Here is an 11,966-nt window from a genome sequence, read left to right as displayed (position 1 = left end):
TCAGAGATGGTTCTGCAGCCAGGTGGTCAACTTGCCACGGGCGCCCGGCGTTTCGCGCCCAATCGTGACGGTTGCGGTCATGCCGGCCGCGAGAGTGATTTCCGGCGGAACGTTATCCAGTTCCAGACGAACCGGGATACGCTGCGCAAGACGGACCCACGTGAAAATCGGGTTCACGTCTGGCAGACCAAGACGGTCTGACACGCCGTTACGGTCGTTAATACCACGACCAATGCTGACTACGTGGGCAGGCAGGATCTGCTTGTAACCCATGAGTTTGACACGGGCTGCGTCACCAACATGCACACCATGCATCTTGGTTTCTTCGAAGTATCCGTTGATCCAGTAACTGTGAGCATCAATCACTGCGAGACCAGGCTGACCAGCATGGGCATAATCACCGACGCGAAGATTCAGGTTGGTGATATACCCGTCAACAGGCGAATAAACCGTGGAACGCTGAAGGTTCAGCAGTGCCGTATTTAGTTCGGCTTTTGCTGCGTTGACTTTGGCGCGTTGGGTTTCAACGTTCGAGTTGAAGTCTTCCTGCTCTTCGGCAGACACAATGCCACCGAGGCCCATACGACGCTTGGCATCAGAAGATCTCAGCTTGAGGTCTTCGTCCGCACCGGCAAGGCGGGCACGGGCAGCGTCAATATCGAGGCGGAAGCGAACGGGATCGAGAACGAAAAGCGGATCACCGCGATGGACAAACTGGTTATCCACGACGGGAACGGAAACAACGGTTCCGGAAACTTCAGGGGCTGCATCTACGACGTAAACACGAACACGACCATCGCGCGTCCATGGTGCCAGAACGTAAATGTCCCACATGGTCCGACCGAGGCCAATGGCCATTGCCAGGACAATCAGAGTCAGCAGAACGCGGATCACACTGCGGGTCCAGTTCATAGCCGACCCCTCCTAGACGTAAAGGATGAGTAGACAGAGAACACAGACATAGAGCGCTATTTCAAAGAGGGCGACGTGCCAGAACCAGCTCAGAGCACCGGTTCGCCACAGAATGCTTCTCAACAGAAGTGTTACAAACACTGCTGCAACGGCGTAAATTGAGAGGGGTGCGACAAAGACGCCGAAGAGATTGACTTCCGTAAGCATCAGGCTGTGACCTTGGTGCCAACTAACGGACTGTTCGACGAACTTTCCACGGGACTCCTCGCAAGTCCGTGACGACTCCCCCAAGGGCGTAATCACGGCACAGGCGAAGTGCTTACGCCATTAACCTACAACTGGCCAGATGGCTTTGACAAAAATCAGTCATAAAATGTCTTATTTGGAATGACTGAAGAAACTCTTCAGAATGGACAGGAAGCTTTTGCCCGTAAAACGGCCAATTGGCCCCAGCAGAAGACCAGTAACGGCTGTAATGGCAACAGACTGCTTCAGTTCGACCAACTTGCGGTCGCGACGAATACGCGCCTCGATCTCCACAACGTCCGGGATCGACCATGCTGCAAGAACTGCAAAAATCAGCACGAAGAACAGATCAACGCCGATAACGCACAGACTGGCTTTGACGTAGCTCAGACCCGCAACGCTAATGAAGAACGCCCACAGAAAGCCGTGAAAAGAGATGGCTGCGAACAGCAGGAAGACAACGGCAACAAGCGCGCATGCAACTCTCCGACCGATTCGCATGGCGGAGCGGGAGAGAATCTGGCCTTGGGCGGAAAGGACTTCCTGACCGAGTTCGATGGGCTTCATGGAGGATCGTTGCCTTTATTTCTAACAGGACGGGCGCAGGTCTGTGAATGGCCTGCCTCCCGCCTGAAAGGTCACGTGCCGATTACTTGGAGAAACGGCCCGCCAGGAAACCGACCACAGCGGAAATCAGAATAGCGGCGATGGGCCGCGACTGCACACGCGTCGATACATTTTCAATTTCATGATCTGTGATTTTGCGGGCATTTGCAACGGCATGCTCTGTACGGTCCGCTGCCTGAAGCAGAGCCGGGTTAACATAGTCGTTCAGGATCTGCTCAACCTGCTTGCGCAGCGTCTCGATCTGGTCCTGCGTTGTCTCGGCTGCAGCTTCGATGTTCTTCTTGACGGTATCGCGGCTCATGTTCAAACCCTCATTGCAATCAAATAGGGACCTGGGAATCAGGCCCGGTATCTGGCTTCAAACGCAAAAGCATTATCAGAGGTTGCATGTCCCGCCCACCCGGCGCCCCACCATCTCCCATACGCCGCAAGAAGCCCGCCACACGCCTGGCTCCGGCTCTCCGGCTTGAAGCTTTACGCGCTGGTCTACGGGGAGAAGCGTTTGACCTCACGGTTTCCGAGGGGGAAACGGTTACCGCCTATGGAACTGATGAAGCCGCATTATCTGGCCTACTGGATCTGATCTCAGGTTTTTCTCCCCCCATGGGCGGGCGCGTCCTTGTACAGGAAACGGATGTTACATCCCGTCCCGCTGGGCAACGCAGCATTGTGCTGATCAGCACCCGAGATCCGCTGTTTCCTCACCTCGATACGCGCAGTAACATCGTTTTCGCACTGCGCGCCCAAGGACAAAGCCGCGCAGAAGCCGATGCGGGTGCGGGTCGCATGATGTCTCTTCTGGGACTGGATGGGCTGGGAAATCTCTCTCCGCAGGACCTCAATCCAGAGCAAACCTTCCGTGCAATGCTGGCCCGCGCACTCGTAACTGCCCCAACCATTCTTTTGCTCGACAACCCATACGGTGGTCTGGACATCCACGCTGGTCGACGCATCGCGTCTCTGCTGTCGAAACTGTCGCGCGCGCGAAATCTCAGCGTTTTGCAAAGCGTCACGCGCAAGGAAGACGCACTACGCGCAGGAGGGCAGATCGCCCTCTTTAATGAAGAGGCGTTGCTTCAGTGCGGAACAGCGGCTGAACTGTATGATCGCCCATCAGACGTTGGAGTGGCGACACTCTTTGGTGAAGCCAATGCCTTGACCGGGCAGGTTCTGGATATTGCGGATGACGTCGCGCGCGTTCAACTTGCCTGCGGCGGCATTGTGGAAGCTCTCGCATCCGACCATACGCTTCAAGAAGGTCACGCCTGCCTGGTCTGCGTTCGCCCGGATCGGATCTCGCCATTTTTCGGCAGCCAGTCTCTTGGTCTTGATGATGAGGAAGCGCCACCTGTTCGCGGCGCACTGACGGACAGCGTTCATCTTGGCGATCATATCAGAATGCGGGTGCGCTGCCCGGATGGTACCGAGATTGAGCTCCGACGTCCGCCCCTTCAGGCCCAGAAGCTGCCACGCGCCGGAGCCGCCGTTCAGCTCGCCTGGCCAGCCGGCCATGCAACGGCCTTTCCGCTTCGTGCCGACCTGTATTAAAGTGCCGCCGCATTCGGTCAGGCATCGGCGCCTGACTTCTTCATGCTGATTGAGGACACCATTCTGACCCGGCCCGCTTTCTTTCTGCGACATACGCTCCCGGCACGATGCCGGGCGGGTCTCGGTCGTATCATGCGTCCTGCAGCATTTCTGGTGGGCCTGCTTGCGATACAGGTTCTGCCTGCCAACATGCACGCGCACGCCACATCCGCAAGCAGCACCCGCCCTTCCGATGACATCGGGGATTTCTTCTCCCATGTCGGCCAAAGTGTCGCTTCTGTGTTCTCGCCATCCGAAGCCTCGGCACACGCGCATAAACGAGCGGTTACACACCACTCCACAAAACATCGTCGTGCAGCCAAACCTGCTCCTCCCGCCCCTGGCTGGGCCATTCCTGAAGGTGCAGTGACTGCGAATGCCCTGATCACAACTGACAAGTCGCTGAAGCAGGTTGAATGGGACGGCCAATACAGCACGCTGGACGCGGGCGTTCATTCATCGAACCCAAGCTGGGCTGCTATCCTGTTAAACGGCAGCCAGCTTGCAGATGCCTGTCAGAAAGGTTGGGTTCACCCGCTGGATGGCACTCAGGGATGTGGCCTGCCCGGAGGCCAGACGATCATGGCGCTCGCATGGGATCGTTCACGACTACCTGCCGCACCTGACTGGAAAGACTTCTGGGACGTTGCACGTCATCCAGGACGCCGCGGTCTTTATCTGGGCGCACGTACAACGCTGGAAATTGCCCTGCTTGCGGACGGTATAGACGCGCGTGACATTTATACTGCGCTGTCCACGCCCGCGGGTGTTAGTCGTGCGTTCCACAAGCTGGATCTGCTTCGACCCTATATTGTGTGGTGGAAAACACCCGATGATGCAGCCCGGATTATGGAGCAAAGCAGTGCGCTCATGACCAGCGCTCCCATGACGGAAATTTCCAGCGTCAGCATGAAAGTCAAAGCGGGACCCGCGGCTTCTCTTTTTGTCGCGCAGCCAGAGCAAACTCTCAGCACGGCACTCTATTGGGCAATCCCGGCTAACAACCCGACGACGACAGCCCAAAAAACCCTGATCCAACTGCACACTCAGTCTCCACACCTGAACGACATGCCTGAAAGCGTCCTCGATCCGAGAGGAACAGCTTTGTCCGTCAACGACGCGTTCTGGACGAAATACGGCGACCAGCTGGAGCAGCGGTTTCAGGACTGGTACGGCAGCAGCAAGCCATGATGGCCATTTCCATGCGGCTTCACTTGCCCGCCATTATACTTGGCCTTCTCATTGGCTGTGGTGTCATCACGCTGCTGATGCGTCTTCTGCCAGCCAGACACGTACGCCTTCTTGGTTTGCTGATTTTACTGCCTGGCCCTGCTCTCGCTTTTGCGCTTCCTGAACTTCATCGCGCTGGACTGAGCTTTGTCGGCCGACATTATGACATCCTCCAGGGTGTTCTGATTTCCCCAGCCGTTATGATGCCGTTCGGAGCCACGTTACTTGGACTGCCCATCGGAACAACACGCGCAGCAATCGGCCTGGGAGCAGATCTGACGACCCGCCTGAAATTAATATGGCTTCCCCTACTTTTACCCGCGGCCCTGCTTTCCCTGACAATAGCGGTTCTGTTGTGCCTCGGCTGTGTGATACTGGATCGGCCATGACTTCAGTTTCTCCTTTCTGGCAAACCACGCCGCTAGATCAGATGACGTCCGAGCAATGGGAATCCCTTTGTGACGGATGTGGGCGTTGCTGCCTGAACAAGCTCCGCGACGAAGATACAGACGAGATCGTTTACACGACCGTTGCCTGCCGGCTTCTGGACACACAGACCTGCCGTTGCACAGATTATCCGAAGCGCCATCGTAAGGTGCCGGACTGCGTTACTCTAACGCCTGAACTCTTGGCTGAGATCGACTGGCTTCCACCAAGCTGTGCTTATCGATTGCTGCGAGACGGGTTCGATCTTCCAGAATGGCACCCTCTGCGCTCCGGGACGCAGGACAGCGTTCTGCTTGCCGGTGCTTCGGCAGGGGGGCGCTGTGTGAGTGAGCGCCGCGCGGGCCCATTGGAGAATTACATTACCGCATGGCCCGGTGAGTGGCCTGCGAATGCACCCGCGTGCATTTCCAGAAAGCGCTCCGGCTAACCCCATGCTTCCGCCGACCGTCCCTCTCGTATGGAGACGTTCGCCTCGTGCACGCCGCATGACCCTCCGCATTGATGCTCAAGACGGCAGTGTTGTTGTTACAATGCCGGAGCGCATCAGCCAGCGGCAGGGTCTTGCGTTCGTCCATCAGCATATGGACTGGATTACGTCCTCTCTCGCTGCTCTGCCTGAAAAACGCGTGCTGGCTGACGGGCACGAGGTCATGATCGAAGGATTACCAATTCCCATTCTGCACGAGCCAGATGCCCGTCGTGGCACATGGCTGGATTCAGATGGCCTTCATGTCAGCGGAGATGCGGCTCATACCGAACGTCGCGTAAGGGATTTTCTGCACAGCCTGGCCAAAGAGAGCCTCTCAAAGGCTGTTGCACTTCACAGTAAAAGAATGGAGCTTGTGCCGTCCCGTGTCGATTTGCGTGAAGTCCGGTCTCGCTGGGGCAGTTGCACCCGAAAAGGACGCATCATGTTGAGCTGGCGTCTGGTCATGACGCCGCTGGAAATTCGAGATTACGTCGTGATCCATGAACTCGCTCATCTTCAACATTTTGATCATAGCGCTGCTTTTTGGGGCCTTGTTGACAGATTTTGCACAAATGGACGCACGGGACGTCTTGCAGCAGAGCGCTGGCTGAGCCAAAACGGGACCGCCCTGCTGCGAGCAGCATGAGGCGTGTGCGAGCTTGGCGGAATGGTAGACGCACGAGACTTAAAATCTCGAGTCCGTAAGGGCGTGCGGGTTCGAGTCCCGCAGCTCGCACCACATATAAGTTATTGAAAATAAACGGCTTTTAGGGTTTCCAACAACCCGGAGCCCCCATTCTTCTACAAAGGGCTTCTACAAAACGAGCCCTGTTGTGCTGATTCGTCTGCAATCCGGTTTCCATTTCAGACGCGGGATTCCCGTTCGTTTTCGGCCTGCTCTGGGGAAACGGGAAATCTGGCACTCTCTGGAAACCCTCGACAGAAATCTTGCCAGAACTCGTGCCTGTGCCATGTATGGACTGACCTCTCAGCTTTTCGAGTGCATCAGTCTGGCCATGTCTTCATCGGGAAAAATATCCTCGCTCAACAAGGCGGTTGAGACCTTTCAGGAGGCTCTGGCTGCATCCTGTTCAGCAGGACCTGTTCCAGTCCATTGTCCAGACGACAGTGAGATTCAGGCTCTCAAGGCTCGCTCTAAAACCATGAATGCCGAGAGCACCTTCTGGCACGAATGGAAGACCATCAGCGGGTTTCCAGCGTGCTTGAGAAGATTAGTCCCGAAATCAAGCCCTGACCGACATCATTCACAAGCTGGGCGAGGACAAAAGAAGCTCTGAACATGGCTTGTCCGGTCCTTCCCCCCCACTGCGAATAACCCCTGAGTTAAAAAAGTAAGGGTACTCATCAAGGGTTTTTCGAATGCATCATTCTTCTGAAAAATCAAAACCAAGAGAAACTAAGCTTACGCAATGGTTTTATTTTTAATTTAATTAATTGTAAATTTTAAAATCGAATATATTTTTTAATGAAAATTAAAACCCACAGATAAATACACCTTAAATCAATTACAATTATTAAAATATGTATGATATTTTCGGAATATTATATTTATCCGTTTTAATTCTACATTTTTCTCAATCGGTAAAATTAGTTAAAAATCCGAAAAAATAGATAATATTTTGTATGTCAAAAAAAAGTTGATATCCACACTTTTAAGAAATGCTATTGATCTTCGTCCACGAAATAAGAAAGCGCCCCAGAAAAAGAGATGAATATTTCTTATTGCAACAAAGAATGAGCCCAGAAAAACAAAGCGATCCACTCGATAGCACGCGGTAAATATTCAATAATTCTTAAAATTCGTGGGAAGAATTTAAATGAATAGAAAATCCAACATTAAAATTCGTCATTTAAACGTAATAAAACATATTTATAAAATACAAAACTTAAAAAAAACGTCCGAAGTGATGTCTTTAACACCCGCAGCAATATCCAAAACGTGCATAGAATTTGAAAAAATTATTGGTAAAACACTTTTTTCAAGAACTATACATGGACTTATACCCAATGAGATTGCAAAACGTGTTGTAGAATCTAGCATTTTAATTGAAAAAGAAATAGATAGGATGATTATCGATATAGACAATATATATAACGAAAAAAACTATGTAAATATATCATTCCAATCAAACTCTATTATTTCAGAGATGATGAAATGTATCTTGTCTATAGTTTCATCCAAGAATGTAAATTTTACAGTAAACTATGGATCAAGAGAACACCTCTTTTCTTCTCTTTTGAAAGGAAGAACAGATATAATTTTTGCCAGTGCTTATAATGACATAATAGATGACAGGATTAACTACAAATATCTCATCCAAGATAAATGTGTTATTATCGATAAAGATCGCGCCTATTCAATGAAAGAAATAGTTAGAAACTGGGATAGCTTTCAATCAAAAGTATGGGTTCTACCCATTCGTGGAACAGCTATGCGCGATAGATTCGACTCTATTCTCGAATATAATGGCTTAAAAACACCGAAAAACCTGATTGAACTAAATTCAATCATTGGTGCATCCAGCTTGATAGACAATCCTGAGACCATAGGAATGTCTACGATATCCTATTTAAAATCAGTAAAATACAAATTTGAAGAAAATAAAAACATCGAGGACCTTTCCGATATTACCCTCAACGTAGGGGTTTACTGGCGGCAGGATTCGAAGAAACTGGTTTCAGAAGTTGTAAATTTCTTCATCCATAATATGGATCTCAATAAGTAATTCATATTTATCCTCAATGCCCGAGAAGAAGGATTCCCACTTCTTCCCCTATTTGAGCGATCAGCCCCTTCCTGTTTTATTGCGCGACACTGGCATCCGACACGTGCTGCGTAGCTGCTGGGGGCCAGTAAGCAGTCACCAGTTCCGTCTGGATTGTTTCTATCTGCCCCTGAATCCAGTGCATATATTCATGCAGCCCACGAATAATGATCTCTTCTGCCGTTTGATCTTCGAGGCTTGCGCGTAGGTCGGCCAGACGTTCCTGTACGGCATAGCATTGCTTGCGCAGATTGTAGTGCGTGGACAATGCGCCCAGAACGCTATCAGTCTGCCGTAAATTCAAGGCAAGAGACCGGGGAAATCCTTCGTTCTTCAGTAGAAATCCGACCACATTTGCTGGCGTTGTCGTGACCGGCTGCAAGCGTCGAAATGCGTGATATGCAGCCGCAGATCGCAGAACAGATGCCCACTGTGTCGTATCGATTTCAGAGCCGACTTCTTCCTGGGGAAGCAGCGTATGATATCGCGTATCTATGAGACGGGTGATCTGGTCACTCCGCTCCATATGCCGCCCCAGAAGGTAGAAGAGCCATGCTTGATCGCGATATAATGTGCCTTCGGTTACGCCCATATGGGTCTGGCAGTCCTGCTTGATGCGATTACACAACGCAGAAAGGCCAGTCCTGCGGATATCGGACGCCTGAAGATCAAGGACCCAACGTGTGAAGACGTTCAACTGCATCCACATTTCTGTGGAAATCAATGGACGAACCGAGCGGGCATTTTCACGAACAGAGTTGGCCATCGCCTTGATGGAACTCGAATTTGCAACATCTGTAATGTAAAACTGTAGATAATCCTGCTCTGTAGCCGCTGGATAAAGAGCGCTGAACCGCTCTTCGTCTGAATTGATCTGAACGATTGTATCCCAGGACGTCCGTCCGTCCGGGCCTCGTACGAACGCCTCGGTCACCTCAATCAGACGTGCCAGATTTTCAATCCGCTCCATGTAGCGCGCCAGCCACATCATGCTTTCGGCATACCGGGACAGAAGGGTATTCAGGCCGGGAAGCATGCCTGATGCCGTTGGGGAAAGCTGTGTCATACGGACATCACCCATGTATCCTTCGATCCTCCGCCCTGGGAGGAATTAACAACCAGAGATCCTTTACGGAGAGCCACACGCGATAAGCCCCCCGGAAGCACCCATGTCGTTTTTCCGGTTAGTGCGAAGGGACGCAGGTCAACATGCCGCGCCTCAACGCCTGCGTCACACAGGGTTGGCGTCACCGAAAGATCGATCACGGGCTGGCTGATGTAATTGGAAGGGTTCTCCGTCAGTCGGCGCCTGAATTCCTCAAGTTCGCTCTCCGTTGCGTGTGGCCCTATCAGAAGCCCATAGCCTCCGGACTCTCCGACAGGTTTGACGACAAGCTTCTCCAGATTGGCCAAAGTAAAGGCCAGCCCTTCTGGCTCAGCGCAGATGTGCGTTTCAACGCTTCCCAGAATGGGTTCTTCTTCCAGATAGTACCGGATAATCCGCGGCATATACGCGTACACGGCCTTATCGTCCGCAACGCCGGTCCCGAGAGCGTTGGCAATCGTCACGTTGCCTTGACGGTAAGCTTCCACCAGTCCCGGAACGCCCAGAAGACTTTCCGGATTGAAAGCCAGCGGGTCCAGGAAAGCGTCATCAATGCGTCTGTAGATCGAATGCACAGGTCGGAGCCCGGCGACAGTTCGCATGTAAACATGATTGTTTTCAACGAGGAGATCGCGCCCCTCAACAAGAGGAACACCCATCTCGCGTGCCAGAAAGACATGCTCGAAATAGGCTGAGTTATAGATCCCGGGAGACAAGAGAACGACCTGCGGGTTGGTTACGCCTTCCGGAGCGACATCGCAAAGCGCCCGATGCAGACGCAGCCCATAATCCTCTACCGAACGAAGAGGCATCCCTGATGCCAGATCCGGCATCAACCGCAGCATCATGTGTCGGTTTTCAATGACGTATGACACGCCTGACGGGGTTCTGGCGTTGTCTTCCAGAACGAGGAACTGCCCGCTGCGATCGCGGATCAGATCCGTTCCATTAATATGGACATACACGCCACCCGGGACATCCACGCCGACCATAGCTTGACAGTAATTGGCATTTTTCAGAACCAGATCCGCGGGAATAATACCGTCCTGCAGGATCTTGCGATCATGATAGATGTCCCACAGGAAAAGATTGATCGCCTTGACGCGCTGCTGCACGCCTTTTTCGATAAACGCCCATTCGTCAGCAGTCAGAACGCGGGGGATCACATCAAAAGGTAAAACCCGGTCAATGGCCTCCCGGTCAGAGTAAACCGTGAAGGTGATACCAAGACGGTACAACTGGGTTTCCGCATTGGATGTACGGTGGCGGAGTTCCTTGATGTCGAACTGGGACAGCCTTTCCTGAACCAGTTGCAGGGCCTCAGGTAACGCCTCTCCCCGGTTCATCAGTTCACAGAAAAACGCGGGCTTGAGATAAGCGGAGAAAATGCCGGCTTCCTGGACCTGGGATTGCAAGACGTTGGACCTCATCTGTTTGCCCCGTTTCCTTACCCGACAGCTGTATGAACCATACCCGGCCGGATCATTACGATTATTTATTAACCTATCAACTCCCTTCTGTTTGCCAAGCAATAAAAGCAGCGAGCAGTTTTGTTTTTCCCAGAATATATCAAGAGAGTTGCCGTTGCCGTTCTTCCTGTTACGATAAAGGAAGGATAATCCCGAGCTAACGGGACACCAGGGGAGCAGGGAACATCAGGTCATGAGAGTGGATCGCGGAAATCTGCCACAATGAACACGCTCGTGACGCTTCGCCACCACACGTCCTATCGCTATGACCGTCCCGTCTTCCTGGGCCCTCAGACCATCCGGCTGCGGCCGCCCGTTAACGCACGCAACCCTGTCCTGACCTACGCCCTGAACGTCGGTCCTGGCGAAGGTCAGATAGCGTGGCGGTTGGACGCACACGAAAATACGGTTGCCGAAGCCATCTTTGCCGAGCAGGTCTCCCACTTCGATATCGAAGTCCGTATGACTCTGGATATCACGCCGTATGACCCCTTTCAGAAGGGTGGTCAGCCGCTTTCACAAACACCCGACAATCCCGCCTACAGAGTGGCTACGTCTGAGCCAGACCTGCTGGACGGCTTTCTTGACGGTCAATTCCTTTCAGCGGGAGAAACAGATCTGGCTCGCCTGATCTGGCTCAATCGCAGACTGGCACACTCGCTGCACTATAAGACCCGTATGGAGCCCGGCACCTGGGCTCCAGCTGAGACTCTCTCCCGCCTGACGGGCTCCTGCCGGGATAGTGCGTGGTTAATGATTGCTTTCGCGCGCAGGTTGGGCTTCGCAGCTCGGTTTGTCTCTGGATACCTGATTCAGCCAAAGCCATTGGATACAGGCAGCCAGACCTTGACCTGCGACTTGCACGCCTGGGCTGAAATCTGGGTGCCGGAATCAGGATGGTTCGGATTCGACACGACTTCGGGTCTGGTCACAGCCCAGAACCATATTCCCCTCGCCGTTTCGGCGACACCGGAAGAGGCTGCGCCTGTTTCCGGGCTTCTGGATCACTGTCAGGCGCGGTTTGATGTCTTGATGGAAGCACAACATTTGCACAGAGAGACCAATACCTGACATCATGCTTCGCAAGA

General features: G+C 52.7%; 14 protein-coding genes and 1 tRNA gene. 9 read left to right on the top strand and 6 right to left on the bottom strand.

Features of this window, described 5'->3' with window-relative positions:
• The 4 genes from M2305_RS08685 to M2305_RS08670 all read right to left on the bottom strand — a co-directional run bounded on the left by M2305_RS08685 (position 1) and on the right by M2305_RS08670 (position 2,086).
• Entirely contained in the window at positions 1 to 912 is a 912-nt protein-coding gene (locus M2305_RS08685; protein ID WP_046900790.1) for an HlyD family secretion protein, read from the bottom strand.
• A gap of 12 nt (positions 913 to 924) precedes the next feature.
• Entirely contained in the window at positions 925 to 1,119 is a 195-nt protein-coding gene (locus tag M2305_RS08680) for a DUF1656 domain-containing protein (RefSeq protein ID WP_007284708.1), read from the bottom strand.
• Between the two features lie 171 nt (positions 1,120 to 1,290).
• Positions 1,291 to 1,725: a hypothetical protein gene (locus tag M2305_RS08675; RefSeq protein ID WP_046900789.1), complete on the bottom strand. Its 435-nt coding sequence runs from the start codon at positions 1,723 to 1,725 to the stop codon at positions 1,291 to 1,293.
• Between the two features lie 82 nt (positions 1,726 to 1,807).
• Positions 1,808 to 2,086 (bottom strand): hypothetical protein, encoded by a 279-nt coding sequence (locus M2305_RS08670; protein ID WP_046900788.1) that lies wholly within the window; start codon positions 2,084 to 2,086, stop codon positions 1,808 to 1,810.
• Positions 2,087 to 2,172: 86 nt separating this feature from the next.
• On the opposite strand from M2305_RS08670, the gene M2305_RS08665 reads away from it, so the two are divergent.
• The 8 genes from M2305_RS08665 (at position 2,173) to M2305_RS08635 (ending at position 8,265) form a co-directional block, all read left to right on the top strand.
• Positions 2,173 to 3,333, top strand: a complete 1,161-nt coding sequence (locus tag M2305_RS08665; RefSeq protein ID WP_264649136.1) for an ABC transporter ATP-binding protein — start codon at positions 2,173 to 2,175, stop codon at positions 3,331 to 3,333.
• 42 nt (positions 3,334 to 3,375) lie between these two features.
• Complete coding sequence (locus tag M2305_RS08660) at positions 3,376 to 4,563, top strand: extracellular solute-binding protein (protein ID WP_249196953.1); 1,188 nt, start codon at positions 3,376 to 3,378, stop codon at positions 4,561 to 4,563.
• Positions 4,560 to 4,991: a hypothetical protein gene (locus M2305_RS08655; protein WP_211509020.1), complete on the top strand. Its 432-nt coding sequence runs from the start codon at positions 4,560 to 4,562 to the stop codon at positions 4,989 to 4,991. The genes M2305_RS08660 and M2305_RS08655 overlap by 4 nt, the downstream gene beginning before the upstream one ends.
• A complete protein-coding gene (locus M2305_RS08650) occupies positions 4,988 to 5,476 on the top strand; it encodes a YcgN family cysteine cluster protein (protein WP_046900785.1) in 489 nt (162 codons plus the stop codon). The genes M2305_RS08655 and M2305_RS08650 overlap by 4 nt, the downstream gene beginning before the upstream one ends.
• Positions 5,477 to 5,480: 4 nt before the next feature.
• Positions 5,481 to 6,164, top strand: coding sequence for a M48 family metallopeptidase (locus tag M2305_RS08645; RefSeq protein WP_264649135.1), 684 nt, complete (start codon positions 5,481 to 5,483; stop codon positions 6,162 to 6,164).
• A 7-nt stretch (positions 6,165 to 6,171) separates the two neighbouring features.
• Positions 6,172 to 6,257: transfer RNA gene (locus M2305_RS08640), tRNA-Leu, on the top strand.
• Between the two features lie 94 nt (positions 6,258 to 6,351).
• On the top strand, positions 6,352 to 6,816 hold the full coding sequence (locus M2305_RS16295) for a DUF6538 domain-containing protein (RefSeq protein WP_338085669.1): 465 nt from the start codon (positions 6,352 to 6,354) through the stop codon (positions 6,814 to 6,816).
• Positions 6,817 to 7,356: 540 nt separating this feature from the next.
• Positions 7,357 to 8,265, top strand: coding sequence for a hypothetical protein (locus tag M2305_RS08635; protein ID WP_264649134.1), 909 nt, complete (start codon positions 7,357 to 7,359; stop codon positions 8,263 to 8,265).
• A gap of 76 nt (positions 8,266 to 8,341) precedes the next feature.
• On the opposite strand, the gene M2305_RS08630 is transcribed toward M2305_RS08635, so the two are convergent.
• Positions 8,342 to 9,340: an alpha-E domain-containing protein gene (locus tag M2305_RS08630; RefSeq protein WP_264649956.1), complete on the bottom strand. Its 999-nt coding sequence runs from the start codon at positions 9,338 to 9,340 to the stop codon at positions 8,342 to 8,344.
• A gap of 26 nt (positions 9,341 to 9,366) precedes the next feature.
• A complete protein-coding gene (locus tag M2305_RS08625) occupies positions 9,367 to 10,839 on the bottom strand; it encodes a circularly permuted type 2 ATP-grasp protein (protein WP_202207186.1) in 1,473 nt (490 codons plus the stop codon).
• A 261-nt stretch (positions 10,840 to 11,100) separates the two neighbouring features.
• Between M2305_RS08625 and M2305_RS08620 the strand changes: the two genes are divergently transcribed.
• Positions 11,101 to 11,949 (top strand): transglutaminase family protein, encoded by an 849-nt coding sequence (locus M2305_RS08620; protein WP_264649133.1) that lies wholly within the window; start codon positions 11,101 to 11,103, stop codon positions 11,947 to 11,949.
• The last annotated feature ends 17 nt before the right edge of the window (positions 11,950 to 11,966 follow it).

The sequence above is a fragment of the Gluconobacter cerinus genome, from assembly GCF_025961355.1.
In the GTDB taxonomy this organism is placed as follows: Bacteria; Pseudomonadota; Alphaproteobacteria; order Acetobacterales; family Acetobacteraceae; genus Gluconobacter; species Gluconobacter cerinus.
The sequence above is the reverse complement of the archived record's forward strand: the minus strand, read 5'-3'. Positions and strand labels throughout refer to the sequence as shown.

Excerpts from the sequence above, each read along its gene's own strand:
- M2305_RS08685 (WP_046900790.1), bottom strand. The coding sequence starts at position 912 with ATGAACTGGACCCGCAGTGTGATCCGCGTTCTGCTGACTCTGATTGTC.
- M2305_RS08680 (WP_007284708.1), bottom strand. The coding sequence starts at position 1,119 with ATGCTTACGGAAGTCAATCTCTTCGGCGTCTTTGTCGCACCCCTCTCA.
- M2305_RS08675 (WP_046900789.1), bottom strand. The coding sequence starts at position 1,725 with ATGAAGCCCATCGAACTCGGTCAGGAAGTCCTTTCCGCCCAAGGCCAG.
- M2305_RS08670 (WP_046900788.1), bottom strand. The coding sequence starts at position 2,086 with ATGAGCCGCGATACCGTCAAGAAGAACATCGAAGCTGCAGCCGAGACA.
- M2305_RS08665 (WP_264649136.1), top strand. The coding sequence starts at position 2,173 with ATGTCCCGCCCACCCGGCGCCCCACCATCTCCCATACGCCGCAAGAAG.
- M2305_RS08660 (WP_249196953.1), top strand. The coding sequence starts at position 3,376 with ATGCTGATTGAGGACACCATTCTGACCCGGCCCGCTTTCTTTCTGCGA.
- M2305_RS08655 (WP_211509020.1), top strand. The coding sequence starts at position 4,560 with ATGATGGCCATTTCCATGCGGCTTCACTTGCCCGCCATTATACTTGGC.
- M2305_RS08650 (WP_046900785.1), top strand. The coding sequence starts at position 4,988 with ATGACTTCAGTTTCTCCTTTCTGGCAAACCACGCCGCTAGATCAGATG.
- M2305_RS08645 (WP_264649135.1), top strand. The coding sequence starts at position 5,481 with ATGCTTCCGCCGACCGTCCCTCTCGTATGGAGACGTTCGCCTCGTGCA.
- M2305_RS08635 (WP_264649134.1), top strand. The coding sequence starts at position 7,357 with ATGAATAGAAAATCCAACATTAAAATTCGTCATTTAAACGTAATAAAA.
- M2305_RS08630 (WP_264649956.1), bottom strand. The coding sequence starts at position 9,340 with ATGCTTCCCGGCCTGAATACCCTTCTGTCCCGGTATGCCGAAAGCATG.
- M2305_RS08625 (WP_202207186.1), bottom strand. The coding sequence starts at position 10,839 with ATGAGGTCCAACGTCTTGCAATCCCAGGTCCAGGAAGCCGGCATTTTC.
- M2305_RS08620 (WP_264649133.1), top strand. The coding sequence starts at position 11,101 with ATGAACACGCTCGTGACGCTTCGCCACCACACGTCCTATCGCTATGAC.